The sequence below is a fragment of the Melissospora conviva genome (assembly GCF_049523535.1).
GTDB classification, from domain to species: Bacteria; Actinomycetota; Actinomycetes; order Mycobacteriales; family Micromonosporaceae; genus Melissospora; species Melissospora conviva.
The window spans coordinates 751,815-776,459 of record NZ_JBLLDT010000001.1; the positions used below are offsets into that span (position 1 = coordinate 751,815).

Annotated in this window: 21 protein-coding genes; 8 read left to right on the forward strand and 13 right to left on the reverse strand. The window is 73.3% G+C overall.

Going from position 1 to position 24,645, the window contains the following annotated elements:
- Positions 1 to 2: 2 nt before the first annotated feature.
- The 8 genes from ACK8GG_RS03780 to deoC all read right to left on the reverse strand — a co-directional run bounded on the left by ACK8GG_RS03780 (position 3) and on the right by deoC (position 9,269).
- Positions 3 to 875, reverse strand: coding sequence for a SatS C-terminal domain-containing protein (locus tag ACK8GG_RS03780; protein ID WP_440348222.1), 873 nt, complete (start codon positions 873 to 875; stop codon positions 3 to 5).
- A 152-nt stretch (positions 876 to 1,027) separates the two neighbouring features.
- On the reverse strand, positions 1,028 to 2,821 hold the full coding sequence (cydC, locus tag ACK8GG_RS03785) for a thiol reductant ABC exporter subunit CydC (RefSeq protein ID WP_440348221.1): 1,794 nt from the start codon (positions 2,819 to 2,821) through the stop codon (positions 1,028 to 1,030).
- Complete coding sequence (gene cydD / locus ACK8GG_RS03790) at positions 2,818 to 4,500, reverse strand: thiol reductant ABC exporter subunit CydD (RefSeq protein ID WP_440348220.1); 1,683 nt, start codon at positions 4,498 to 4,500, stop codon at positions 2,818 to 2,820. Before cydD ends, cydC begins: the two co-directional genes overlap by 4 nt.
- Before the next feature lie 158 nt (positions 4,501 to 4,658).
- Positions 4,659 to 5,561, reverse strand: coding sequence for a M56 family metallopeptidase (locus tag ACK8GG_RS03795; protein ID WP_440354069.1), 903 nt, complete (start codon positions 5,559 to 5,561; stop codon positions 4,659 to 4,661).
- A gap of 4 nt (positions 5,562 to 5,565) precedes the next feature.
- Positions 5,566 to 5,979 carry a BlaI/MecI/CopY family transcriptional regulator gene (locus ACK8GG_RS03800; RefSeq protein ID WP_440355538.1) on the reverse strand — a complete coding sequence of 138 codons (414 nt, stop codon included), beginning with the start codon at positions 5,977 to 5,979 and terminating at the stop codon, positions 5,566 to 5,568.
- Between the two features lie 63 nt (positions 5,980 to 6,042).
- Positions 6,043 to 6,882, reverse strand: coding sequence for an aldehyde dehydrogenase family protein (locus ACK8GG_RS03805; RefSeq protein WP_440354067.1), 840 nt, complete (start codon positions 6,880 to 6,882; stop codon positions 6,043 to 6,045).
- Positions 6,875 to 8,305 carry an aldehyde dehydrogenase family protein gene (locus ACK8GG_RS03810; RefSeq protein ID WP_440354066.1) on the reverse strand — a complete coding sequence of 477 codons (1,431 nt, stop codon included), beginning with the start codon at positions 8,303 to 8,305 and terminating at the stop codon, positions 6,875 to 6,877. Before ACK8GG_RS03810 ends, ACK8GG_RS03805 begins: the two co-directional genes overlap by 8 nt.
- A 4-nt stretch (positions 8,306 to 8,309) precedes the next feature.
- Positions 8,310 to 9,269, reverse strand: a complete 960-nt coding sequence (deoC, locus tag ACK8GG_RS03815) for a deoxyribose-phosphate aldolase (RefSeq protein WP_440348215.1) — start codon at positions 9,267 to 9,269, stop codon at positions 8,310 to 8,312.
- Positions 9,270 to 9,331: 62 nt separating this feature from the next.
- Between deoC and upp the strand changes: the two genes are divergently transcribed.
- A complete protein-coding gene (gene upp, locus ACK8GG_RS03820) occupies positions 9,332 to 9,964 on the forward strand; it encodes a uracil phosphoribosyltransferase (RefSeq protein ID WP_440348214.1) in 633 nt (210 codons plus the stop codon).
- Between the two features lie 140 nt (positions 9,965 to 10,104).
- Positions 10,105 to 10,782: a GOLPH3/VPS74 family protein gene (locus tag ACK8GG_RS03825; protein ID WP_440354065.1), complete on the forward strand. Its 678-nt coding sequence runs from the start codon at positions 10,105 to 10,107 to the stop codon at positions 10,780 to 10,782.
- 85 nt (positions 10,783 to 10,867) lie between these two features.
- Here the strand turns inward: ACK8GG_RS03825 and ACK8GG_RS03830 are convergent, their stop codons facing one another.
- The gene (locus tag ACK8GG_RS03830; protein ID WP_440348212.1) at positions 10,868 to 12,535 is read right to left on the reverse strand and encodes a phospho-sugar mutase; all 1,668 of its coding nucleotides are present in this window, start codon (positions 12,533 to 12,535) and stop codon (positions 10,868 to 10,870) included.
- Positions 12,536 to 12,641: 106 nt separating this feature from the next.
- Positions 12,642 to 14,723: a serine/threonine-protein kinase gene (locus ACK8GG_RS03835; RefSeq protein WP_440348211.1), complete on the reverse strand. Its 2,082-nt coding sequence runs from the start codon at positions 14,721 to 14,723 to the stop codon at positions 12,642 to 12,644.
- A gap of 204 nt (positions 14,724 to 14,927) precedes the next feature.
- Here ACK8GG_RS03835 and ACK8GG_RS03840 point away from each other — a divergent pair, with 204 nt between their 5' ends.
- Together ACK8GG_RS03840 and ACK8GG_RS03845 are read left to right on the forward strand one after the other, a co-directional pair.
- Positions 14,928 to 16,511: an acyl-CoA mutase large subunit family protein gene (locus ACK8GG_RS03840; protein WP_440348210.1), complete on the forward strand. Its 1,584-nt coding sequence runs from the start codon at positions 14,928 to 14,930 to the stop codon at positions 16,509 to 16,511.
- 551 nt (positions 16,512 to 17,062) lie between these two features.
- On the forward strand, positions 17,063 to 18,316 hold the full coding sequence (locus ACK8GG_RS03845; RefSeq protein ID WP_440355539.1) for an amidohydrolase: 1,254 nt from the start codon (positions 17,063 to 17,065) through the stop codon (positions 18,314 to 18,316).
- Here ACK8GG_RS03845 and ACK8GG_RS03850 read toward each other — a convergent pair.
- Positions 18,303 to 19,250, reverse strand: coding sequence for a DUF4349 domain-containing protein (locus ACK8GG_RS03850; protein ID WP_440348208.1), 948 nt, complete (start codon positions 19,248 to 19,250; stop codon positions 18,303 to 18,305). The genes ACK8GG_RS03845 and ACK8GG_RS03850 overlap by 14 nt on opposite strands.
- A 117-nt stretch (positions 19,251 to 19,367) precedes the next feature.
- On the opposite strand from ACK8GG_RS03850, the gene ACK8GG_RS03855 reads away from it, so the two are divergent.
- The 3 genes from ACK8GG_RS03855 to ACK8GG_RS03865 all read left to right on the forward strand — a co-directional run bounded on the left by ACK8GG_RS03855 (position 19,368) and on the right by ACK8GG_RS03865 (position 21,855).
- Positions 19,368 to 19,991, forward strand: a complete 624-nt coding sequence (locus ACK8GG_RS03855) for an MBL fold metallo-hydrolase (RefSeq protein ID WP_440348207.1) — start codon at positions 19,368 to 19,370, stop codon at positions 19,989 to 19,991.
- Positions 19,992 to 19,997: 6 nt separating this feature from the next.
- Positions 19,998 to 21,026 (forward strand): hypothetical protein, encoded by a 1,029-nt coding sequence (locus ACK8GG_RS03860; RefSeq protein ID WP_440354064.1) that lies wholly within the window; start codon positions 19,998 to 20,000, stop codon positions 21,024 to 21,026.
- A gap of 79 nt (positions 21,027 to 21,105) precedes the next feature.
- Complete coding sequence (locus ACK8GG_RS03865; protein ID WP_440348205.1) at positions 21,106 to 21,855, forward strand: helix-turn-helix domain-containing protein; 750 nt, start codon at positions 21,106 to 21,108, stop codon at positions 21,853 to 21,855.
- Positions 21,856 to 21,949: 94 nt separating this feature from the next.
- Here the strand turns inward: ACK8GG_RS03865 and ACK8GG_RS03870 are convergent, their stop codons facing one another.
- The gene (locus ACK8GG_RS03870) at positions 21,950 to 22,405 is read right to left on the reverse strand and encodes a gamma-glutamylcyclotransferase (RefSeq protein WP_440348204.1); all 456 of its coding nucleotides are present in this window, start codon (positions 22,403 to 22,405) and stop codon (positions 21,950 to 21,952) included.
- Between the two features lie 106 nt (positions 22,406 to 22,511).
- Here ACK8GG_RS03870 and ACK8GG_RS03875 point away from each other — a divergent pair, with 106 nt between their 5' ends.
- Positions 22,512 to 23,915, forward strand: coding sequence for an NAD(P)H-quinone dehydrogenase (locus ACK8GG_RS03875; protein WP_440355540.1), 1,404 nt, complete (start codon positions 22,512 to 22,514; stop codon positions 23,913 to 23,915).
- 100 nt (positions 23,916 to 24,015) lie between these two features.
- On the opposite strand, the gene ACK8GG_RS03880 is transcribed toward ACK8GG_RS03875, so the two are convergent.
- Positions 24,016 to 24,633: a DedA family protein gene (locus ACK8GG_RS03880; protein ID WP_440348202.1), complete on the reverse strand. Its 618-nt coding sequence runs from the start codon at positions 24,631 to 24,633 to the stop codon at positions 24,016 to 24,018.
- Positions 24,634 to 24,645 lie beyond the last annotated feature (12 nt).

The window sequence follows — 24,645 nt, forward strand, 5'->3', positions numbered from 1 at the left end:
GATCAGTCGCGCCAGTCCACGACAGCAGAGATCTTGCCGACAATGGTGCGCCACCCCAGGCTGGCGGTCTGCGCTCCGATCTTTTTCGTCCGCCGCCGGCCGAGCATGCCGCCGAGGCCGCCCTTGGCGGAGGCGCGCAGCGCTTCGTCCAGGTCGTCCAGCGACGAGCCGGGGGAGAGCATGTCGAGCACGCTGGGCAGCCGCAGCGCGTACGCCAGGTCGCGGGCGACCTCGCCGGAGGTGATCAGCAGCGGCGGGTCCCAGGCGTCGTGCCCGCCGCGCAGGTTCTCCACGACCAGGTCCAGTTCGTAGGAGTCCTCGGGCAGCGGGGCGATCGCCTCGGGCTCCAGCCGCTCCACCAGCTCGTCCCAGGTGTCCAGCTGCGCCATGTCGTTGGCAGCGCCGGAGCGGACGAAGGAAACCAGCCCTTCGGGGCTCTTGAAGAGCAGCAGCTTGCCGCGGTGGGTGAGGAAGACCGGCACCTCCTCGTCGGCGGCCTCGTCCTCCTCCGCCTCGTCCTGCTCGCCGTCCTTGCCGGTGGTGGCCTCGTCGTCGTCGGCGAACTGCGCGGCGACCTCCTCGTCGAGGATCACGACGTCGCTGTCGGTGTCGTCCTCGTCGGTGGCCGGGCGGCTGCGGGCGACGAAGGGGTCGTCCTCGTCGCGCTCGGTGGTGTCGGTGCCGGTGACCTCGGCCGTCGACCGGTACGCGCGCAGCGTGTAGCCGGCGCCGGCGGGCAGGGCGATCTCGACGGGGTCGATCCGCAGCTCTTCCCAGAGCGAACGGTCGACGTCCTGCCCGGGGTCGTCCGAGCCGCTGGTCTCCTCGGGCTCGTTGCCGGGCTCGTCGGGTCGGGAAGACGACTGGCGGGCCACGTTGACCTCCGTGTGCGTTCAAGGTTGCGCACCCGCCGGAGGGTCTCGATCGGCGAGTGACTCTGCGCACATACCCTAGTGGGCGACTCGCGACGGCCGGTGCCCGCACCCCGTACCGGCGGCGCGGCAGGGCGTCGGCGCAGGCCTTCCGCCTAGCGGCCCAGCGCCAGGTAGCCGCGCTCGGCCGCCTCCTGGAGCAGCCACTGCTCCCGGTACCAACCGGGTGCCTGCGCGAGCTCCGCGTGCCGGCCGCGCTGCAGGACCCGGCCGGCATCGAGCACCACGATTTCGTCGAACTCGTCCAGGCCGCGCAGCCGGTGGGTGACGAGCAGCACCGTGTGCTCCGCCGGCGTCGCCGCCAGCGCCGAGGCGAGCACCGCATCGGCCGCGGCGGGGTCGAGTCCTTCGGTCGGTTCGTCGAGGAGCAGCACCGGTGGCGCGGCGAGCAGCGCCCGGGCCAGGGCGAGGCGCTGCCGCTGGCCGCCGGAGAGCTGTGCGCCCTCTTCCCCGACGACGGTCGACCAGCCGTCGGGCTGGTCCCGGACCCAGTCGAGCAGGCCGGCGGCAGCGGTCGCGGCGGCGAGTTCGTCGTCGCCGGCGCCGGCCCGGCCGAGCAGCAGGTTCTCCCGGACGGTGGCGTGGAAGACATGGGCCTCGGCCAGCAGCCCGGTGACGAGACGGGAGCGCTCCTGCGAGGGGAGGTGATCAAGGTCGACGCCGTCGATGCTGACCCGGCCGGAGTCCGGGTGCACGGCGCCGGTCAGCACCGCCAGCAGGGTGCTCTTGCCGGCCCCGCTGGGTCCTACCACCGCGACCCGCCGCCCGGCGGTGAGATCCACGCTCACCCGGTCGAGAGCGGGGGCGGCGCCGGCGCGGTAGCGGACCGTGACGTCCTCGATCGTGCAGCGCCCCAGGGCCGGTGCCGGGGCGGAGCGCCCGCCGGGGAGCGGGCCGCCGGGCTCCGGTGCGGGGACGTCGGCGACAAGCTCGGCGACGCGCGCGACGCCGCCGCGGACCTGGACCCAGTGCCGGGCCGCGCCGACGAGGACCAGGGCGATTTCCACCGCGGAGAGCGTCGCGACGCCGAGCACACCGATCCAGACGCCGGAGACGCCGGAGTTGAGGGCGACCACGACCACGGCGGCGGCGGTGCCGCCGGCGAGCAGCACCCCGGCGCCGTCGACGGCGAAGCCGGCTGCGGCGAGGCGGCGTTCGATCCGGGCCAGGGCCTGGGCGCGGCCGTCCGCGGCACGCAGCGCGGCGTCGGTGGCGCCGAACGCGGCCAGGTCGGCGGCGCCGTGGGTCAGGTCGATGGAGTCGACGGTGAGCGCGGCCCGCAGCGGTGCCACCCGGTCGGCGGTGTGCCGGGTGAGACGCATGGCGATCAGCGGCAGGACCACCCCGGCGAGGAGCAGCCCGGCGGCGAGCACCAGCGCGGCGGCGGGGGAGACCAGCAGCGCGCAGCCGACGGCGGTGATGCTGACAAGCGCCGCGCCGGCGGCCGGCACGACAACCCGCAGCAGCAGGTTCTGTACGTCCTCGACGTCGGAGACGAGTCGGCTCAGCGCGTCGCCGGAGCGGTGCGAGACGTCGGCGCGCCGGCCGACCAGACCCGCGAAGATCCGGGTCCGTACGTCGGTGATGTAGCGCAGCACGGCATCGTGCCCGGCGAGCCGCTCGGTGTAGCGCAGCACGCCCCGGCTGATCGCCAGGCCGCGGACCGAGACGATGGCGACGGTGAGGGCGTCCAGCGGGGGCCGGCCGGCCGCGCTGATCAGCAGCCAGGTGGAGGTGGCCATCAGGGCCAGCGCCGCGAAGTCGGTGGCGGCGGCGAGCAGCGCCGCGCCGGTGAGCCGCTTCAGGTACGGCCGGGCCAGGCGCAGCACCTGCCGCTCCGGGGCCAGCCGGCCGGGGCCGTGGTGCCGGGTGCGCCGGTCGTCGCTCATGCCGTCACCTCGCTGTCAGCGGCCGTCAGTTCGGTGACCCGGCCGTCCTCGATGCGCAGGATCCGGTCGGCCTCGTCGAGCAGGGCGGGCCGGTGGGCGACCAGCAGCGCCGTACGTCCGGCGACGAGCTTGCGGGTGGCGTCGAGCACGGCGGCCTCGCTGGCGGCGTCGAGGCGGGCGGTGGGTTCGTCGAGCAGCACGATGCGGGCGTCGCGCAGGAAGGCCCGGGCGAGCGCGACACGCTGGCGCTGCCCGCTGGAGAGGCCGTAGCCCCGCTCGCCGAGCTGGGTGGCGAGGCCGTCGGGGAGGCCGGCGATCACCTCGTCGAGCGCGGCGGCGCGGATCGCGGCGTCGATCTGGGCGGGCGGGGCGTCGGGGCGGCCGAGGGTGATGTTGTCGGCGACGCTGCCGGCGAAGAGGTGGGCCCGCTGCGGCACCCAGCCGAGCTGCCGCCGCCACCCGTCGATGTCGAGCTCGGCCAGGTCGACGCCGTCGACGGTGATCCGGCCGCTGGTCGGGGTGACGAAGCCCAGCAGGAGCCCGAGCAGGGTGGTCTTGCCGGCGCCGCTCGGTCCGATGATCGCGATGCGCTCGCCGGGGTGCAGGGTGAGGTTGACGTCGCGCAGCGCGGTGGTGCGTTCGTAGGCGACGGTGACGGACTCGAAGCGGATCACGCCCGGCCCGGCGGGCGGCGGGGTGGCCGCGGTGGGGGCCTGCTCGCGGCGTACCGGCTCGTCACCGCGGATGGTCAGCGCCTCGTCCATCGCGGTCAGCCCCTCCATGCTGGCGTGGAACTGGCTGCCGGCGGCGCGCAGGGGAAGGTACGCCTCCGGGGTGAGGAAGAGCACCAGCAGGGCGGTCTGCAGCAGCAGGCCGCCGCTGAGCAGCCGGACCCCGATCGGGACGGCGACCAGCGCCACCGAGAGGGTGGCGACCAGCTCCAGCACCAGCGCGGAGAGGAAGGCGATGCGCAGCGTCTTCATGGTCGCCGAGCGGTGTCCGTCGGCCATCCGCTGCACGACGGTGACCTGGCCCTTGTCGCGGCCGAAGGCGCGCAGTGTCGGCAGGCCCGCGACCATGTCCAGGAAGTGCCCGCCGAGGCGGGAGAGGCGGCGCCACTGCCGTTCGGTGGCGGTCTGGGCCTGCCACCCGACGAGCGCGCCGAAGATCGGCATCAGCGGCAGGGTCAGCGCGATGATCAGCGCCGAGCTCCAGTCGGCGAAGAGCACCCGGGCGAGGACCGCCGCGGGCACCGTGACGCTGAGGATGAGCTGCGGCAGGTAGCCGGTGAAGTACGCGTCGAGGGCGTCGAGTCCGCGGCCCCCGAGGGTGGCGATCTGCCCGGCCCGCTGCCCGGCGAGCCAGCCGGGGCCGCGCCTGCTGACAGCGGTCAGCAGGTCGGTACGCAGGGTCGCCTTGACGGTGGCGGCGATCCGGGCGGCCACGACGCCCTGGGCCCAGCTGACCACGGCGCGCGCGCCGACGGCGACCACGAAGCCGGCCAGCGCCGCACTGTCGAACCGGTGGGTGTTGGCGGCGGCGAGCAGCGTCGCCAGGGCGGTCGCCTGGGCGAGGATGAGCAGCGCGGTGACCACACCGAGTCCGACGAGCAGCGCGAGCGGCCCTCGGACGGCGGGGACGTGGCGGAGCAGACGTGGATCGAAGGGGCGACGGTTCACCGGACCACCGGTGCCCGGCCGTTGATGTGTGCCCGCGACAGCCACCAGCTCATGAGATAAAAGCGTAGTCCGGCCTGCGGCGGTGACTCCGCCAGGCCGGTGCGGGGCTTCGGCGTCGATGTGCTCCTCGCGCTGCCGGCCGGGAGACGAGTGCCGGCTCAGGCGAGGAAGAGCGAGACCGGCATCGCCACCAGGCAGGCGGCCACGGTCAGCGCGGCCGGGCCCAGCACCGGCGACGACCGCCGCCGGGTGAGCAGCCGGTGTACCCGCATCTCGATGTCCTGGTCGGCGGCGCCGAGGGTGCCGGCGGGGGTGACGTGGCCGGCGGCGGCGAAGCGGCGCAGCGCCCGGGCCAGCTGCACGTCGGTGTGCTGGTCGCGGGCCTTGTCGTCGGCGCGCATCTCGACCAGCAGCGCCACCCGGTCGTTGGCGCGCCGGATCCAGCCGATCCAGGGCAGCGCGTGCCGCAGCGCGGTGAAGGGCAGGATCACCAGGTCGTGCCGCTCCTGGGCGTGCGCCCGCTCGTGGCTGAGCACGGCGGCGAGTTCGGCGCTGTCGAGGAGGTCGAGCGTGCCGGCGCTGACCACCACCTGGGGGCGGACGCCCGGCAGGCAGTACGCCGCCGCGCTCGGGTGGTCCAGGACCAGCGCGCCGGGGGCGGCCGGATCGGCGCGGGCGACCAGGGTCAGCAGGTCCCGGTGGCGGCGCTGGGCCCGTACGGCCAGCAGGAGGCTGCGCAGGGTCGAGGCGCAGAGCGCGCCGGTGATGACGACGCCGAGGGCGACCGCCAGCAGCTGCGCGCCGCCGATTCCGGCCGGCAGCGTGCGGGTGGCGAGATCACGGCCGAGCGCCACCAGGGACGCGGCGACCGGCCGGGCGTACGGGGCCACGCCCAGGGCCAGAGGGAGTCCGATGGCGCAGAGTCCCATCGCCAGACCGACCGCCTGCCAGCAGAGGATCGCCACCCGGGGGCTGTGCCAGGTCCAGTCGGACCGGATCAGCACCTGCGCGGCGAGGTAGCACGCGAGCATCGTCGCGCCGAAGTGCACCGCGTAGGCCATCGGCTCAGTCCTGCCGGTCCGCCATGGAGTTGGCCGGCGCCGTGCGTTCGGCGGGCGCCGCGGAGTCGGCCAGCGCCGCGCGGAGCACCTCGGCCTCGGTGCCGGTCACCGAGCGGGCGAAGCGCACCAGCGCTGCGTCACGGCTGCCGCCGAGGTCCAGCGCTTCGAGCATCAGCTGGGCGATGTGGGCCTCCCGGCTGGCCGCGGGGCGGTAGCTCCAGGCCCGGCCGGAGCGCTCCCGCTGCACCATCCCCTTGCCGGCGAGCCGGTCCAGCACCGTCATCACGGTGGTGTAGGCCAGCTCCCGGCCGTCGAGTGCGTCGGCGACCTCCCGGACGGTTCTGCCGCCGCCCGGGCCCGGATCGGCGTTCCAGAGGACGTCCATCACCGCACGTTCAAGATCACCCAGTCGCGTCACGCCGGTAGCCTACCGGTTGTAGTAGCAGCCGTCGCGCCACGTCGATGATCACCGGCGCGGGGCTCACATGCCCTTGGGGTGCCAGACCGTCTTCGTCTCCAGCAGCGCCGTCATCGGCTCCAACCCCGGGTCGGCGAACCAGTCCGGGGCGGTCAGCGGCGGGCGCAGCACCCGCTTGAGGTTCTCCGCGGCGGCCACCTCCAGCGCCGTCGCCAGCTCCGGGTCGGTGACGCCGGTCAGGTCGATCGCGTTGACGTCGGCGTGCGCGGCCAGCGTCGGTGCCGTCTCGGTGATCCGGCCGGTGAGCAGGTTCACCACCCCGCCGGGCAGATCCGAGGTGGCGAGCACCTCGGTCAGCGTCACCGCGGGCAGCGGCTGCGCCGGCGAGGCGAGCACCACCACGGTGTTGCCGGTGACGATCGCCGGGGCGATCACGCTGACCAGGCCGAGCAGGGCCGGCTCGGACGGGGCCACCACGCCCACCACGCCCGTCGGTTCCGGAGCAGAGAGGTTGAAGTACGGCCCGGCGACCGGGTTGGCGCCGCCGTACACCTGGGCGATCTTGTCGGACCAGCCCGCGTACCAGACCCAGCGGTCGATCGCGGCGTCCACCTCGTCGGCGGGCACGCCGAGGGCGGTGAACTGCTCACGCCGCCCCTCCAGCATCTCCGCCACCCGGTAGAGGATCTGCCCGCGGTTGTACGCGGTCGCCCCCGACCAGCCCTTGACCGCCGCGCGGGCCGTCACCACGGCGTCGCGGACGTCCTTGCGGGACGCCAGCGCCACGTTCACCGTCTCGCCACTGCCGGACTCCACCGGATACGACCGCCCTGACTCGCTGCGCGGGAACTTCCCGCCAATGAAGAGCTTGTACGTCTTGCGTACCGCCACCCGCTCAGACATCGAGGTACGCCTCCAGTCCGTGCCGGCCGCCCTCGCGACCGTAGCCCGACTCCTTGTAGCCGCCGAAGGGCGAGGTGGGGTCGAACTTGTTGAACGTGTTTGCCCAGACCACCCCGGCGCGCAGCCGGTCGGCGGTCCAGAGGATCCGGGAGCCCTTCTCGCTCCAGACCCCGGCCGAGAGCCCGTACGGCGTGTTGTTCGCCTTCTCGATCGCCTCGGCGGGGGTGCGGAAGGTCAGCACCGACAGCACCGGCCCGAAGATCTCCTCCCGCGCGATGCGGTGCGCCTGGGTGACCCCGGTGAAGATCGTCGGGGCGAACCAGAAGCCGCGTTCGGGCAGTTCGCACTCGGGCGACCAGCGCTGCGCGCCCTCGGCGTCGCCGGCGTCGCTCAGCTCGCGGATGCGCTCCAGCTGCGCCGCCGAGTTGATCGCACCGACGTCGGTGTTCTTGTCCAGCGGGTCGCCGACGCGCAGCTGCGCCATCCGGCGCTTGAGCGCCGCCAGCACCGGCTCGGCGACCGACTCCTGCACCAGCAGCCGGGAGCCCGCGCAGCAGACGTGCCCCTGGTTGAAGAAGATGCCGTTGACGATCCCCTCGACGGCCTGGTCGATCGGGGCGTCGTCGTAGACGATGTTCGCGGCCTTGCCGCCCAGCTCCAGGGTGAGCTTCTTGCGGGTGCCGGCCACCGAGCGGGCGATGGCCCGGCCGACCTCGGTCGAGCCGGTGAAGGCGACCTTGTCGACCCCCGGGTGCTCCACCAGAGCGCGGCCGGTCTCCCCGGCGCCGGTGACGATGTTCACCACGCCGGCGGGCAGGTCCGCTTGGGCGCAGATCTCGGCGAAGAGCAGCGCGGTCAGCGGGGTGGTCTCGGCGGGCTTGAGCACGACCGTGTTGCCGGCGGCCAGCGCCGGGGCGATCTTCCACGCCAGCATCAGCAGCGGGAAGTTCCAGGGGATGACCTGGGCGGCCACGCCGAGCGGCCGGGGGTCGGCGCCGAAGCCGGCGTGGGTGAGCTTGTCGGCCCAGCCCGCGTAGTAGAAGAAGTGCGCGGCGGCCAGCGGGATGTCGGTGTCGCGTGCCTCGCGGATCGGCTTGCCGTTGTCCAGCGTCTCCAGCACCGCCAGTTCCCGGCCGCGCTCCTGGATCAGCCGCGCGATGCGGAACAGGTACTTGGCCCGGTCCCGGCCCGGCATCGGACCCCAGACCCGCTCGTACGCCGTACGGGCGGCGGCGACCGCGGCATCGACGTCGGCGGCGCCGGCCTCGGCGACGGAGGCGAGCACCTCCTCGGTGGCCGGGTTGACCGACTTGAAGGCGGCGCCGTCAGCGGCGTCGACGAACCGTCCGTCGATGAAGAGGCCGTACGAGGCTCTGATCTCCACCACCGAGCGGGACTCGGGAGCGGGTGCGTACTCGAACATCAGCTCAGTCCAGGGTGAAGTAGTCGGGGCCGGGGTAGCTGCCGGTGCGCAGCTTGGTGCGCTGCATCAGCAGGTCGTTCAGGAGGCTGGAGGCGCCGAAGCGGAACCAGTCCGGGTCCAGCCAGTCGGCGCCGGCGGTCTCGTTGACCATGACCAGGTACTTGATGGCTTCCTTGGTGTTGCGGATGCCACCGGCGGGCTTGACGCCGATCTGGCGCCCGGTCAGCGCGCGGAAGTCGCGGACCGCCTCCAGCATCACCAGCGTCACCGGCGGGGTCGCCGCGACCGGCACCTTGCCGGTGGAGGTCTTGATGAAGTCGCCGCCGGCGATCATGGCCAGCCAGGAGGCGCGGCGGACGTTGTCGTACGTGCCGAGCTCGCCGGTCTCCAGGATCACCTTGAGATGCGCGTCACCGCAGGCGGCCTTCACGGCCACGATCTCGTCGTGGACCTCGCCGTAGCGGCCGGCCAGGAAGGCGCCCCGGTTGATCACCATGTCGATCTCGTCGGCGCCGGCGGCGACGGCCGCCTCGGTGTCGGCGAGCCGCACGGCCAGCGGCGCCTGCCCCGAGGGGAAGGCGGTGGCCACGCTCGCCAGGTGCACGTCGGAGCCGCGCAGCACCTCGGCCACGTGCTCGACCATCGCCGGATAGACGCAGACGGCCGCCACGCTCGGGCAGCCCGGGTCGGCGGGGTCGGGGCGCAGCGCCTTGGCGGCGAGTGCCCGGACCTTGCCGGGGGTGTCCGCGCCCTCCAGCGTGGTGAGGTCGACCATGCGGATCGCGAGGTCGATCGCCCACGCCTTGGCGGTGGTCTTGATGGAGCGGGTGCCGAGCATCGCGGCGCGTTGCTCGGCGCCAACCTGGTCCACGCCGGGCAGGCCGTGGAGGAAGGCCCGCAAGCTCGCCTCAGATCGTCCCAGTTCGGACAGGTCCGACCGGTCCGACGTCGTTGTCGCCGTCATGATTTGTAGTCTACGCACCCCCGACGCTACGTGATCTTGCTCACGGACGTAGGTTCACAATCGTGGACGTACTCGTTGTTGATCACCCGCTTGCCCAATCCCGACTCACCGTCATGCGGGACGAAGGGACCGATTCCGCGAACTTCCGGGCGGCGCTGCACGAACTCACCACGATGCTGGTGTACGAGGCCGCACGTCCCTTCCCGGTGGAGCACTTCCCCATGCGGACGCCCGTCACCGAGACCGAGGGCACCCGGCTGGCCAACCCGCCGCTGCTGGTGCCGGTGCTGCGCGCCGGTCTCGGCATGGCCGACTCCGCGCTCGGGCTGCTCCCCGAGTCCTCGATGGGCTTCGTCGGCCTCGCCCGCGACGAGGACTCCTACGAGCCGCGGGCGTACATGGAGTCGCTGCCCCGCGACCTGACCGGCCTGCCGGTGCTGGTGCTCGACCCGATGCTCGCCACCGGCGGTTCGCTGGAGCACTGCTGCCGGACCATCGCCGACCGGGGTGCCACCGAGATCACCGTGGTCTGCGTGCTCGCCGCGCCGGTCGGCATCGAACGGCTGGAGCGCAGCGGGCTGCCGCTGCGGCTGGTCACCGCCTCGATCGACGAGCGCCTCAACGACGACATGTTCATCGTTCCCGGCCTCGGCGACGCCGGGGACCGCCAGTTCGGCGGCATGCCCCGCTTCTGAGCGTCCGCGGCCGAACGCCTCTCACCAGGCGTTCGGCGCGGTCGCGTTCGCCGCGGGTGCGCACCCGCCCTTCGGCGCGGTCGCGCAACTTCGCCCGCCGCGGCGGGCGTAACTCGCGGTGCAGCGGCTAAGCGCCGGCTATGACTGGTGCCGCGCTCGCCGAGGAGCTGCTCCTGCTGGCCCACGACGACTCGGGACGGCCGACCGTCTCCCGCGACGGGCTCGACCTCGGTCTCGCCGCCGCGGTCCTCGCCGAGCTGGCCCTGGCCGACCGGATCGCGTACGCCGACGGCGCGCTACAGGTCGTCGACCCGTCAGCGACCGGTGCGCCCGTGCCCGACGCGGTGCTGGACCGGCTCCGGGCCGATACCGCGCACAGCCCCGAGTCGTGGCTGCAGCGGCTGCGGACCCGGCTGCGCGACCGGTTCCTGGCCGAGCTGATCGTGCGCGGGGTGATCCGGGAGGAACCCGGCCCCGTCGGAGACGAGCAGTCGGCGGGTCTCGGCTTCGTCCCCGTCCGGGTGGAGAACGCGCACCCGGACGTGCGCAACCGGCTCGCCGCCGCGCTGGCCGGCGCCGAACTGCCCGACGAGCAGACCGCCGTGCTGGCGACGCTGGTCGCCGCCGTCGGCATGGCACCGCCACTGCCGTTGAGCGGTGCGTCCGCCGCCGCAGCCGGTGAACGGCTCACCGCGATCGCCGAGTCGCCCGGCCTGCTGGGCGGGCTCCCCGGCGACGTGGTGCGGCCACAGCCGGCCCGCACGGTCGCGGCGCTCGGCCTGGCGATCCTGCCGAACGTCGTCCCGGCGACCGGGTAGCCCGGCCACCGGGACGAGGGCGCAGTCACCTTCCGGGGTGCTGCCCCGACGCCGGGGAGGAACGTGCCCCCGGCGTCGGGGGCGCTCACATTCCCAGCGCTGCGGCGATCTCCGTCCGCAGGGCGGCAACCGCCTCGCCGGCCCGCAGCCGGGCCGCGGCGACGTCGCCGTCGGTCACCGGCTCCACCACCTCCAGGTACGCCTTGAGCTTCGGCTCGGTGCCGGAGGGGCGGATGACGACCCGGGCCGCCCCGCTGTGCAGGATCACCACGTCGGCGGTGGGGAGCAGGTCACGTACCTCGGTCACCGGCGCGCCGACGAGGGTGACCGGGACGGCGGCGCGGATCCGGGCCATCGCCGCGGTGATCTCGGACAGGTCGTCGACACGCACCGAGTACTGGTCGGTGACGTGCAGCCCGAACTCGGTCGCCAGCTCGTCGAGCCGGTCGCGCAGCGTACGGCCCTGGGCCTTCAGTTCGGCCGCCAGTTCGGCGACGGTCAGCGCGGCGGTGATGCCGTCCTTGTCCCGGACGTGCTCCGGGGCGACGCAGTAGCCGAGCGCCTCCTCGTAGCCGAAGACCAGCGGCTCGCGTCCGCCGCCACCGCGCACGATCCACTTGAAGCCGGTGAGGGTCTCGTCGTACGGCACTCCCCGGGCCTCACACATGGCGCGCAGCATCGACGACGAGACGATGGTGGTGGCGTAGAGCCCGGCCACCCCGCGGCGCATCAGGTGGTCGGCCAGGAGCGTGCCCACCTCGTCGCCGCGGAGCATGCGCCAGGTCCCGTCCGGCTCGGGCACCGCGACGGCGCAGCGGTCGGCGTCCGGGTCGTTGGCGATCGCGATGTCGGCCCCGGTGCGGGCGGCGAGACCGGCGAGCAGATCGATCGCGCCGGGTTCCTCCGGGTTGGGGAAGGCGACGGTGGGGAAGTCCGGGTCCGGCTGGGCCTGCTCCGGCACCACACCCGGCATCTCGAAGCCGGCCGCCGCGAAGGCCGCACCGAGCACCGCCGCGCCGACGCCGTGCATCGGCGTGTACGCCACCGAGAGGTCCCGTGGGCCGCCGGCGGGCAGGACCGCAGCGGCGTCGGCGACGTACGCGCTGACCAGGTCGGTGCCGAGCACCTCGCCGGGCGGGCCGAGCGGCACGTCACGCAGCGGGCCGACGGCGGCGATCGCCGCCGAGATCCCGGCGTCGGCCGGCGGCACGATCTGCGCACCGGCGCCGAGTTCGCCACCGAGTTCGGCGCCCAGATAGACCTTGTAGCCGTTGTCCTGGGGCGGGTTGTGGCTGGCGGTGACCATCACGCCGGCCGCCGCGTCCAGCCGCCGCACCGCGTACGCGAGCACCGGGGTGGGCAGCGGGCCGGGCAGCAGCAGCGCGGGTCGGCCCGCGCCGGTCGCGACCCGGGCGGTCTGCTCGGCGAAGGCGTGCGAGCCGTGCCGCGCGTCGTAGCCGATCACCAGCGGGCCGGTGGCGCCGCCGTCGGCCAGCCAGCGGACCAGGCCGGCCGCGGCCTGGGTGACCACCGCGAGGTTCATGCCGTTGGGGCCGGCGCGCAGCGGACCGCGCAGCCCGGCGGTACCGAAGGTCAGTGGACCGGCGAACCGGTCCGCCAGGTCGTCGGCGCCGGCCGGAAGCCGGTCGAGTACGGCCTGCAGTTCGGCCCGGCTGACCGGATCGGGGTCGTCGGCGATCCACCTTTCGGCGAGTTCGCGCAGGGTGTCAGTTTCGAGAGATTTCGCCGCCATGCCCCTTTGATAGCACGGGTCCTGAACCCGCAACGCGAGCGCCCTCGGCGACTGTGGCCGCCGAGGGCGTCGGAGCGGTTCGTGCAGTGGCCCGCGGGGCCGAAGGTCAGCTCGCGGCGTTCAGCTTGAAGGTCGTCGTCATCTCGTCGAAGATCGGACGGCTCTCCTCGAAGCGGGCGTCGGTGGAGGTGAGGTAGAACGAGTACGCCTTGCCGTCGAAGATCACCGCACGCCAGATGCCGTGGCGCATGGTGTCGCCGGAGCCGCAGGTGTACTCGAACTGCGCGCCCGGCCGGCCCGCCAGCTCCACCTCGTCGGTCATCTCCACCCGCTTGTACGGCGCCGGGCAGGTCTTGTTCTTCTTGAGGTAGCTCTCGGCGATCTCCGCCCAGCGCAGCGCGCTGGTGCCGGCGAAGGGCTCGCTGATGATGCGGACCTTGCGGCCGTCGTCGTCGGGGTCGAAGAAGTCGACGAAGTAGCCCCCGCCGCTGCTGCGCTCCCAGCCCTCGGGCACCAGCACGGTGACGCCCTTGGCGCGGTGCTCCTGCATCGGGATGGCCGGCTGCGGCGGCGCGGTGGTCTCGGTGCCCGCCTGCGGCGTCGGGACCTGGTCGTCACCGCCGGGGATCACGAGCACGCCGACGATCAGCAGCAGGACCACCAGTCCGCCGGCGAGCGCGTAGCGGGTCTTGGCCGGCAACTGCTTGACCGCCGCCACCACGCCGGCCAGGCCGCCGGCCCGGTCGGCGTCGGGCCGGCCGGGGGGAGTCACCCACTGCTGCCCGGGAGCACCCCACTGCTGCTCCGGCGTGCCGTACGACTGGGCGGGAGCGCCGTACTGCTGGCCGGCGGAGTTGCCGTACTGCTGACCTGCCGGGCTGCCGTACTGCCCGCCGGCGGGGCTGCCGTAGGTCTGGCCGGGCTGGGCGGGGGTGCCGTACTGCCCGCCGGCGGGCGTGCCGTACTGCTGGCCCGGCCGCTGGCCCGCGGCGGGCTGGTAGCCACCGATGACCTGGGTCTGCTCATGCCCGCCCGCCGGTGGGCTCATCGCGCCCGTCGGGGTGTCCAGTCCGCCGAGGGCGTTCGGGCTGGTCTGGTCCAGCGGCGCCGAGGACGTGGTCGGCGCGGGGCGTTCACCCGCCCGCAGCTTGGCGAGCCGGTCGGTCAGGGACTCGCCGGGGGCGAGCATGGCCCGCCCGCCGATCTGCCCGGGCGCCGCGGCCGGAGCCGGCGGCGGGGGCGGGGGCGCCGGCGGCTGCGCGACCCGGACCACCGCGTACGGGTCGGTCATGTTGTTGATCGTGGCGTTGTTGGCCAGCGGCCCGGCGAGCAGCTCGCGGAGCAGGCCGCGGGCGGTCGGCACGTCCATCCGGCGGGCGGGGTCCTTCTCCAGCAGCCCCATCAGCACCGTCAGCAGCGGGCCGCTGCGCACCGGTGTGGCCGGCGGGTCCTCGACGACCGAGTGCATCGTCTCGATCGGGTCGCCCTTGTCGAAGGGCGGCCGCCCCTCGATGGCGGTGTAGAGCGTCACCCCGAGGGAGAAGAGGTCGCTGGGCGGCCCGAAGTTCTGCCCCATCGCCCGCTCGGGGGAGATGAAGTGCGGTGAGCCGAGGACCATGCCGGGCGTGGTGAGCTGCACGTCGGTCGGCATCCGGGCCACACCGAAGTCGGTGAGCACGCAGCGGCCGTCGGTGCAGATCAGCACGTTGGCCGGCTTGACGTCGCGGTGCAGCACGCCGTTGGCGTGGGCGACCTCGAGCGCACCGAGCAGCGCGATGCCGATCTTGGCGACCGCGCGCGGCGCGAGCGGACCGTCCTCGATCACCATCTCCGCGAGGCTGCGGGCCTCGAGCAGCTCCATGACGATCCACGGGCGGCCGCCCTCGGTCACCACGTCGTAGACCTGCACCACCGCGGGATGCTGCAGGGCCGCGGCGGCCCGGGCCTCGCGCAGGGTGCGTTCGTACATCGCATCGCGGTCGCTGGGGGCCAGTCCTGGGGGGAGGACGACCTCTTTGACCGCCACGTCACGTCGGAGCAGGGTGTCGGCCGCACGCCACACGGTGCCCATGCCGCCGTTGCCTACCGCCGAGCGCAGGGAATACCGGCCACCGATGACGGTGCCGGCCACGGCGCGGCCGCTCGGGGGAGTGACGGGACCAGTGCTCCAGGTCGGGATCTGAGTCACAGAAAAGCCACCGGGGGAGTTCGAGGGGGCTGGGACACAACACCCCTATCTTGCTTGTTGCGACAGCGGATGCGAAACCCGACGCGGCCCGGTAGGTAAAACTCCACTCACCGTGCGCGGATTGCTACCTGACGTGAGCTGCAATCCACCGAGTGTGCGGAATCCCTCACCCGTCGATGGAAGGGCGCAACTTACGATCCGGTAATGAGCGAACGGCGGACAAGCGAATCCGGTTTCCCGATCAAGAGCGTCTACACCTCGGCGGACCTTCCCGCCGATCTGGACGCCCGCCTCGGCGGCCCCGGTGAATACCCGTACACCCGTGGCGTCTATCCCACGATGTACACCTCACGCCCCTGGACGATGCGCCAGTACGCCGGTTTCGGCACCGCCACGGAATCCAACGCCCGCTACCACCAGCTGCTGGCCGCCGGCACCATGGGCCTCTCCGTGGCCTTCGACCTGCCCACCCAGATGGGGTACGACTCCGACGAACCGATCGCTCACGGCGAGGTCGGCAAGGTCGGTGTCGCCATCGACTCGATCGACGACATGCGGGTGCTCTTCAACGACATCCCGCTGGACAAGGTCTCCACGTCGATGACGATCAACGCCCCCGGCTCGGTGCTGCTGCTGCTCTACCAGCTCGTCGCCGAGGAGAACGGCGTACCGGGCTCGGCGCTGTCGGGCACCATCCAGAACGACATCCTCAAGGAGTACATCGCCCGGGGCACGTACATCTTCCCGCCGAAGCCGTCGCTGCGGCTGGTCGCCGACACCTTCGCGTACTGCCGTAGCGAGGTGCCGAAGTGGAACACGATCTCCATCTCCGGCTATCACATGGCCGAGGCGGGCGCCTCGCCCACACAGGAGATCGCCTTCACCCTCGCCAACGGCATCGCCTACGTCCGCGCCGCCATCGCCGCCGGGCTCGAGGTCGACGACTTCGCGCCGCGGCTGTCGTTCTTCTTCGTCGCCCGCACCACGCTGCTGGAGGAGGTCGCCAAGTTCCGCGCGGCCCGCCGGATCTGGGCCCGGGTGATGCGCGACGAGTTCGGGGCGAAGAATCCGAAGTCGATGATGCTGCGCTTCCACACCCAGACCGCAGGCGTGCAGCTCACGGCCCAGCAGCCGGAGGTCAACCTGATCCGTGTCGCGGTGCAGGGGCTCGGCGCGGTGCTCGGCGGAACCCAGTCCCTGCACACCAACAGCTTCGACGAGGCGATCGCGCTGCCGACGGAGAAGGCCGCCCGCCTGGCGCTGCGCACCCAGCAGGTGCTGGCGTACGAGACGGACCTGACGGCCACCGTGGACCCGTTCGCGGGCTCCTACGTGGTGGAGGCGATGACCGACGAGATCGAGGCGGAGGCGACCGCACTGATGGAGCGGGTCGCCGAGCACGGTTCGGCGGTCGAGGCGATCGAGGCCGGTTTCCAGAAGCGCGAGATCGAGTCCTCGGCGTACCGGATCGCCCAGGAGATCGACTCGGGCGAGCGGGTGGTGGTCGGGCTCAACCGCTTCACCGTCGACACCGAGGAGCCGTACGAGCCGCTGCGGGTGGACCCGACGATCGAGGCGGCCCAGGCGGAGCGCCTGGCCGAGCTGCGGCGTAGCCGGGACAACGATGCGGTCACCCGGGCGCTCGGGCAGCTGCGGGCGGCGGCGGAGGGCGACGAGAACGTGCTCTACCCGATGAAGGAGGCGCTGCGCGCTCGCGCGACGATCGGTGAGGTCTGCGGGACGCTGCGCGAGGTGTGGGGCGTCTACCGGCCCAGCGACCGCTTCTGAGGTTCCGGGTGCGGCCACCGGCAGAACCGGTCCGCCCGCTGATCGCCTGCGCCGACGCCGCGCACCCCGCCGCCGGGGTGTGCGGCGTCGGCGTTCGGGTAAGAACTGATCTGGGAAACGGGCCGGGATGGACCGGTGCCCGTCATTGATCGCGCCGCGATGGTCATGACGGACATGGTGTGCGGTCGGGCCCTGGTCCGACATGCCACTGTGAGAAATCGTCTGGTTGCCCGAACGGATGAGTTCGCGACACAGCGGCGGACCGCCCGGCGGCAAATGCGACAATCCGGATTGCTGTACGGGGTGGGGGCAGGCGCGGCGGACGGGTCGGCCGCTGATTACTCACGGTGGGGGGTGGCGTACAAGTGTCCGTTTCTGATGGCGACGCCTGTGCGAATCCGCCCGCTGGGGAGCGCGCCCACCTCGGAATCCGTGACGCTGCGCGGTCCGATTACTACCGCAATGATGTTGCGCAGCGTCACCGCCGTCGGTCTAGGCTGTCTGCTGTTGTGCCAGAAGGATCATCAACCTCTACTGATCGAGATGTCGACGTGACGAGTGCGCTCACCGCGCCCCCCGACGGGCAGCCGGCGTCCCGGCGGGACGCGCCCCTGGTGACCCCGGATCTTCCGCACGGGCTGGAAGAGCTGCTCCAGGTGCGACTGCCGGCCCTCATTGCGACCCGTCGGCACCTGCACGCCAACCCGGAGCTCTCCGGGCACGAGTTCGCCACCGCGGCCCTGATCGCCGCCGAGCTCACCCGCGCCGGGCTCCAGCCCCGGCTGCTGCCGAAGGGCAACGGCGTGATCTGCGACGTCAACGGCCGCGCTGAGGGCCCCGTCGTGGCGCTGCGGGCCGACATCGACGCGCTGCCGCTGGCCGACGTCAAGGACGTCCCGTACCGGTCCACGGTGGAGGGCGTCTGCCACGCCTGCGGGCACGACGTGCACACCACCGTCCTGCTCGGCGTCGGGCAGCTGCTGGCCCGCCTCGCCGAGCAGGACGAACTGCCCGGCCGGGTACGGCTGATCTTCCAGCCCGCCGAGGAGATCCTGCCCTGCGGCGCGCTCGAGGTCATCGAGGCCGGCGGGCTCGACGACGTCACCCAGATCTTCGCGCTGCACTGCGATCCGAACCTGCCGGTCGGCAAGGTCGGGCTGCGCGTCGGCCCGATCACCGCCGCCGCCGACAACGTCACGGTGCGCCTGACCGGACCGGGCGGCCACACCGCCCGCCCGCACCTCACCGTCGACCTGGTCGACGCGCTCGGCCGGGTCGTCACCGAGGTGCCGGCACTGGTCAACCGGCGGGTGCCCGCCAACAGCGGCCTGCTGCTCGTCTTCGGCCACGCCTCCGCCGGCACCCGCTACAACGTCATCCCCAGCGAGGCGGTCGCCTCCGGCACCCTGCGGGTGATGGACCGCGACACCTGGGACATCGCGCCCAAGATCGTCTCGCAGGTGGTCCGGGACGTCGTCGCGCCCACCGGCGCCACCGTGGACCTGGACTACCAGCGCGGCCGGCCGCCGGTGAGCAACGACTCCCGCGCCGTCCAGGTGCTGACCACCGCCACCACCGCGGCGCTGGGCCAGGACGGCATCGCCGAGACCCCGCAGAGCATGGGCGGCGAGGACTTCTCCTGGTATCTGGAGCACGTCCCCGGTGCGCTCGCCCGGCTCGGCGTGGGCCGGGTCGGCCCCAACGTCGACCTGCACCGGGCCTCGTTCGATGTGGACGAGCGCACCATCGAGGTGGGCGTCCGCCTGCTGGTGCAGACGGCGCTGCGCTCGCTCACGGCTGCGTAGCGCCTCCGGTCCGCACCGGCGCCGGCGCGGGGGGCGGCGTGGGGGCGGACCCGCCCGCAGCCGGGCCCGAACCGCCACCACCGGGACGACGGCGACGCCGCCGCCGGATCAGCAGCAGCGCGGCCACCGGCAGAGCGATGACGAACAGCCAGGGCAGCAGAGCCCCGACGACGAGCAGCAGGATGCGGCCGCTCTGGGCGAGAACGTCCAAGCTTCCGGTCAGCGCATCGGTGAAGCCCGGGTCCGTCTCCTGTGCCGTCGGCGGCGCGGCCCGGAAGAAGGTGACGGTGATGGTGGAGAGCGCCACCAGGTCGGCGAGCCGCCGCTGCTTCGCCTCCAGCGCCGCCAGGTCGGACTCACGCTGGGCGACCTCCCGTTCCATGGCGAGCCACTCCGTGCGATCGGTGACGCCGGCCAGGAGTTTGCGGCCGCTGGCCACCCGGACCCGCTGGGTCTCGATGCGGGCCGCCAGGTCGACGGTCTCCTCCGTGACGTCCTCGGTCTTCACGTCCCGATTGAGCTGGTCGCCGAGGGCCGCGAGCTGGTCGATCAGCGCGGTGAAGCGCGCCGCCGGCACCCGCAGCTCCAGCATCGCCTCATCGGTCACCGCGCCGCTGCTGCGCCGGTCCGCACCGACGAAGCCACCCGCCGTGGTGACCAGCGTGACCGCCTGCGCCGCCGCACCGTCCACATCGTCGACCCGGACCCCCATCGTGCCGGTGTAGACGATCGACCGGGCGGCCACGCCGGTGTCGGTCGCCCCGAGGTCGGGATCGGGAGCCTTCTGGCCTTCCGCCGCGCTGTCGGGGCGGGCGGCGGTGGAGTCGTCGGAGCTGCGCGGCCCGGCGCCGCACCCGGCCAGCAGCGCCAGCAACGTCGTCAAGGCCAGTGCCGGCAGGAGCGCCTGCCGGCGGAATCTCGTCCCGTGGCTCATCGGTTTCCCCGTCCTCGTAATCTGCGTGCGCAATGATCGGTCAGACGCGCGGTGGACCGGGTCTGGTTCCGGCAGACTGCGCGGAGAACGTCACGGTTCGGGATACGAGGAGTAACGATGCGGCTGACGAAGTACGCCCACGCCTGCGTACGGGTGGAGGACGGCGGTGTCCTCGTCATCGACCCGGGGATCTTCACCGACCCCGAGGCGCTGGCGGGCGCCGACGCCGTGCTGGTCACGCACGAGCACCCCGACCACATCGACGTCAAGGCGCTGACCGCCGCGATCGGCGGCCGCCCGGTGCCGGTCTACGGCCCGGAGTCGCTGCGCCCCATGCTGAGCGGCACCGACATCGAGTTCACCGCGGTCGCGCCCGGCGACGAGTGGCGCGCCGCCGGATTCGACATCAAGGGGTTCGGCGGTGAGCACGCCGTCATCCACCCGGACATCCCGCAGATCACCAACGTCGGCTACCTGATCGGCGGCGAGCTGTACCACCCCGGTGACGCGCTCTTCGTCCCCGAGGGCGTGTCGGTCGGCACGCTGCTGGCGCCGGTGCACGCGCCTTGGCTGAAGGTCTGGGAGGGGATCGACTTCGTCCGCGCGGTCGCCCCGGAACGCGCCATCGGCATCCACGACGGACTGCTCACCGCCGCCGGTCTCCAGTTCACCAACGCCCACCTGGACCGGCTCGGCGGCACCGACTACAGCTGGGTCGAGCCGGGCACCCGGATCGGCTGAGACGCGATGGCGGTCTCCCGGGATGTCGTCCGGCGGCTCTACGCCACCCCGCCGGCCGGTTTTGTCGCCGCCCGCGACGAGGCGGTCGCCGCCGCCCGGTCCGCCGGGGACGCCGCCGCCGCCCGGGAGATCGCCAAACTGCGCAAGCCGACCGTGGCGGCGTGGCTGGTGAACCTGCTCGCGATCCGCCGCCCGGAGCTGGTCGCCGATCTGGTGGCGCTCTCCGACGAGCTGCGGGCGGCCCAGCGGCAGCTGCGCGGGCCCCGGTTGCGGGAACTCTCCGCGCAGCGGCGGGCGCTGGTCGGCGCGCTGGTGGCCGCCATCGCCGAGCTGGCCGCGGAGGCGGACCCGTCGACCGCCGCGAAGCCGCCGCCGGCCGAGGTCGAGGCGACCCTGCAGGCCGCGCTCTCCGACACCACCATCGCCGAGCAGGTACGTCTCGGCCGGCTGACCAAGACCGTGACGTACGCGGGCTTCGGTGAGGTGCCCCGGCCCCGGCTGCGGCTGGTCACCGACGCCGACGCCGAACCGGCCGCGGAACAGACCGGCCAGTCCGCCGAGCCGGAGCGCTCAGATGGCCAGGACGGCTCGGAAACGGGCCGGGGTGCCGGGCGGGGCGGCAGGGGCGGTTCGGGGGCGGACCGGGGCGCTGGAACGGGCGGCCGGGGTGGTTCCGGGGCGGACCGGGGCCGGCGGGAGCGGACTCAACGGACGTCGCAGGCGGACCGCGCCGCGGCGGCCGAGCAGGAGAAGCGCCGAAGTGCCCTGCGCCGGGAGCTGGACCACGCCCGTACCGAACAGGAGCGGGCCGAACGCGACGCCGCCGAGGCGGTCGCGGCCGAGGAACAGGCGGTCGACGCGCTGACGCGGATCGAGCAGGAGCTGGCCGACCTGGAACGGCGGCGGGTCGGCGCCGAGCACGAGGTGAGCCGGCACAAACTTGCCCGCAAGGGCGCCGAACGGACGGTGATCGCCGCGCGGCGCCGGGTCGGCGAAGTCGAGGGCGCCCTGGAGGAGCTGACCGACCGGGGGTGACGGCACCGCCTCGGCCGGGGGAGACTCGGCGGCAGCGGACGCGCATGTCCGTCGATGCCTCACAGGGAAGGGCGACCGGATGACCCCGGAGCAGGCGGCCGCGGCGAACAGGGCACTGGTGCTGCGGGTGGGCGGCGCCTTCGCCGAGTGTCCGCAGACGCTGCGCCGGGCCCGGCTGCTCGGACTGACCGGCTGGCAGTTCCAGATCACCGGCCGGGCGGGCGCGCTCGGCGAGGTGGGGGTGGAGGCCGTCACCGCGGTACTCGGCTTCCTCGCACCCGAGGCCGTCGCCGACGGCTGGCAGCCGGCGCACCGCGAACCGCGCCCCGAGGAGGTCGCGATGGCGAGCTACCTGGAGTGTTGCCGCTGGGGGAACGCGCACCTGGCCGGCCTGCCGCAGGTCGAGCGGCTCGCGGAGCTGACCGGACGGCTGGTGTCGGCGGCCGACGCGACCGGGATGCCGCTCTTCGCCGCCTGGCGGGCCCGCCCGATCCCCGACGACACGCCTGCGGCGCTGCTCGCGGCCCACCTGCACCTGCTGCGCGAGTACTTCATCGAGGCGAACCTGCTGGCGGTGCGGGCCAGTGGGATCAGCCCGCTCGGGGCGCTGCTGGCCAGGCCCGACGGCGAGGCCGAGGCGGTCGCGGCGGGCTGGGCGCCGCCGTACCCGCCGGCCGGTCCGCTGGTGCGCCAGCGGCTCTGGGCCGAGGCGGTGACCGACCGCCTGGCCGGCAGCGCCTTCGGGGTGCTCGACGTCGCCGAGCGGCGCGAGGTGACCGACCTGCTCGCCGAGGCCCACGAGGGCCTGCGGACAGCGCTGCGGCCCTGACACCACACGCCCGGTTGTGGGGCGTGCGACCCCCGGTGGGACCCGCCGGGCACCGTCGCGGACAGCAGAGCAGACTGGAGCTGTGCTGGACGACTCAGGCCGAAGCGGTGCCGGTCGGCCGGGCCCGCAGCTGGTTGACGTAGTCGTCCGGCGCCCCGGCCTGCTCGGCGGCGTTGGCGATCTCCGAGAGGTACCAGGCGGTCGGCAGGCCGCCCTCGTAGCCGTCGAAGACGTAGACCCAGGCGGTGATCTCGCCGTCGAGGGTCGAGACCCGGACGTGCAGTTTCCGGTACGTCCCGGCGGTCACCCCCTCGATCTCGTCGAGCTGCTCCGCGTCGCCGTCGTGGATGTCGTAGAGCGCTACGAAGACCCGGTCTCCCGGGGACTCCACGACGGTGCTGACCGAGCCTTCCCAGCCGATGATGTCCTCACCGGCGAAGGTCAGGCGCCAGCCTTCGAGCCAGCCGGTACCCACCATCGGCGAGTGCGGGCAGTAGGCGCGCATCCGGGCGGGGTCGAGGTTTGAGCCATAGGCGGCGTAGTGACGCACGGCGATGACGATAGCCCGGCGACGGGGTGGGGGAGAATACAACTGTGCGTGTCGAATCTCGTGGGGAGAAGAAAGTCACTGTGAGCATCAGGGAGAGGCGGGCGCTGTGAGCCGGATCGTGATCATCGGCGGCGGTCCTGCCGGCTACGAAGCGGCGCTGGTCGCCGCGCAGCTGGACGCAGACGTCACCATCGTGGAGGCCGAGGGGGCCGGCGGCGCCTGCGTGCTGTCCGACTGTGTGCCGTCCAAGACCTTCATCGCCAGCTCACAGGTGGTGACCGGGTACCGCGACAGTGAGGAGTTCGGAGTCGACTCCGAGGGCATGGAAGGCGTCACGGTCGACGCCCGCGCCGTGCACGAGCGGGTCAAGCGCCTCGCCCTGGCCCAGTCGTCGGACATCCACAACAAGCTGATCAAGGCCGGCGTCACGATGGTCGCCGGCACCGCACGTCTCGGCGAGAACACGCTCGGTCACACCCACCGGGTCCTGGTCGCCCCCGCGGACGGCGGCGAGGAGTACTCCATCGCCGCCGACACGGTGCTGATCGCCACCGGCGCCACCCCCCGGGTGCTGCCCACCGCGGTCCCCGACGGCGAGCGGATCCTGACCTGGCGCCAGGTCTACGACCTGCCGATGCTGCCCAAGCACCTGATCGTGATCGGGTCCGGCGTCACCGGCGCCGAGTTCGCCAGCTCGTACCTGGCGATGGGCATCGAGGTGACCCTCGTCTCCAGCCGCGAACGGGTCATGCCGCACGAGGACGCCGACGCGGCGATGGCGATCGAGCGGGTCTTCCGCTCGCGGGGCATGCGGATCCTGAACAACTCCCGGGCCAGCGCGGTGCGCCGTACCGAGAAGGGCGTGGAGGTCGAGCTCGCCGACGGCAGCACCGTCGCCGGTTCGCACGCGCTGATGGCGGTCGGCTCCGTGCCGAACACCACCGGGCTGGGCCTGGCCGAGTACGGCGTCGAGGTCAAGCCCGGCGGGTACGTCGCCGTCGACCGGGTCTCCCGTACCAACGTCCCCGGCATCTACGCCGCCGGCGACTGCACCGGGGTGCTGCCGCTGGCCAGCGTCGCCGCCATGCAGGGGCGGATCGCCATGTGGCACACGCTCGGCGAGGCGGTGGCGCCGCTGCGGCTGCGTACGGTCGCCGCGAACGTCTTCACCGACCCGGAGCTGGCGACGGTCGGCGTCTCCCAGGACGAGGTCAACTCCGGCCGCGCCCAGGCGCGGGTGGTGATGCTGCCGCTGGACGGCAACGCCCGCGCGAAGATGGACGGCCTCGCCGACGGCTTCATCAAGCTCTTCTGCCGGCCGCTGAGCGGTCAGGTCATCGGCGGGGTGGTGGTGGCCCCCAAGGCCAGCGAGCTGATCCTGCCGATCACCCTGGCGGTGGAGAACCACATGACCGTCGACCAGCTGGCCCACACCATCACGATCTACCCGTCCCTGTCGGGCTCCATCACCGAGGCCGCCCGCCAGCTGATGCTCCACGAACTGGAGTAACCCCCCGCCCTGCCCGCCCTCGTTGCCCCGCCGGCCTGCCCCGGCGGGGCACTGTGCGGGGGACTGAGGGCTCCTGCGGCGGGACCTGTGGACCCGGCGGTCAGTCGAGGGTTGCTTCGGCGATGGCGCGGCGGCGGTTGGCCAGCGTCGCCAGGATCCAGCCGGTCCCGCCGAAGAGGCCGGCCGTGACGGCCGCGACCAGTGCCAGTTCCCAGCCCGCGCCGGCGAGTGCCCGGCCGCCGATCCGGCCGGCCAGGGTCCCGTACGCCGCCCAGGCCAGCGCCGCCGTCACCTCGTACGCCAGGAAGCGGCGCGCCGGGTAGCGGCTGCGTCCGGCGTGGAAGCAGGCCGCCATCCGGCCGCCCGGCACGAAGCGGCAGAGCATGAACGACACCGGGCCGGGACGGTGCAGCCGGCCGGCGCGTTGTAGTGCCCGGCGGATCAGGCCGGGCCGGGTCGGGTCCACCCCGGTGTCGGGTGCCCGACGGCGCAGGTGGCGTCCGAGCAGGTAGCAGGCGAGGTCGCCGACGAAGACTCCCAGTGCGCCGACCGCGAGGGTCATCGGCAGGCTCAGGCCGCCGTAGACGGTGAGCGCCCCGCCGGTGATCATGACGACCTGGGTGGGCACCACCGGCACGAAGGCATCGACGACCAGCAGCCCGAACAGCACCAGGTACGCCGTGCTCGGTGACGCGAGCGCGAGCAGAGCTTCGGGCACGATGAGAGCTCC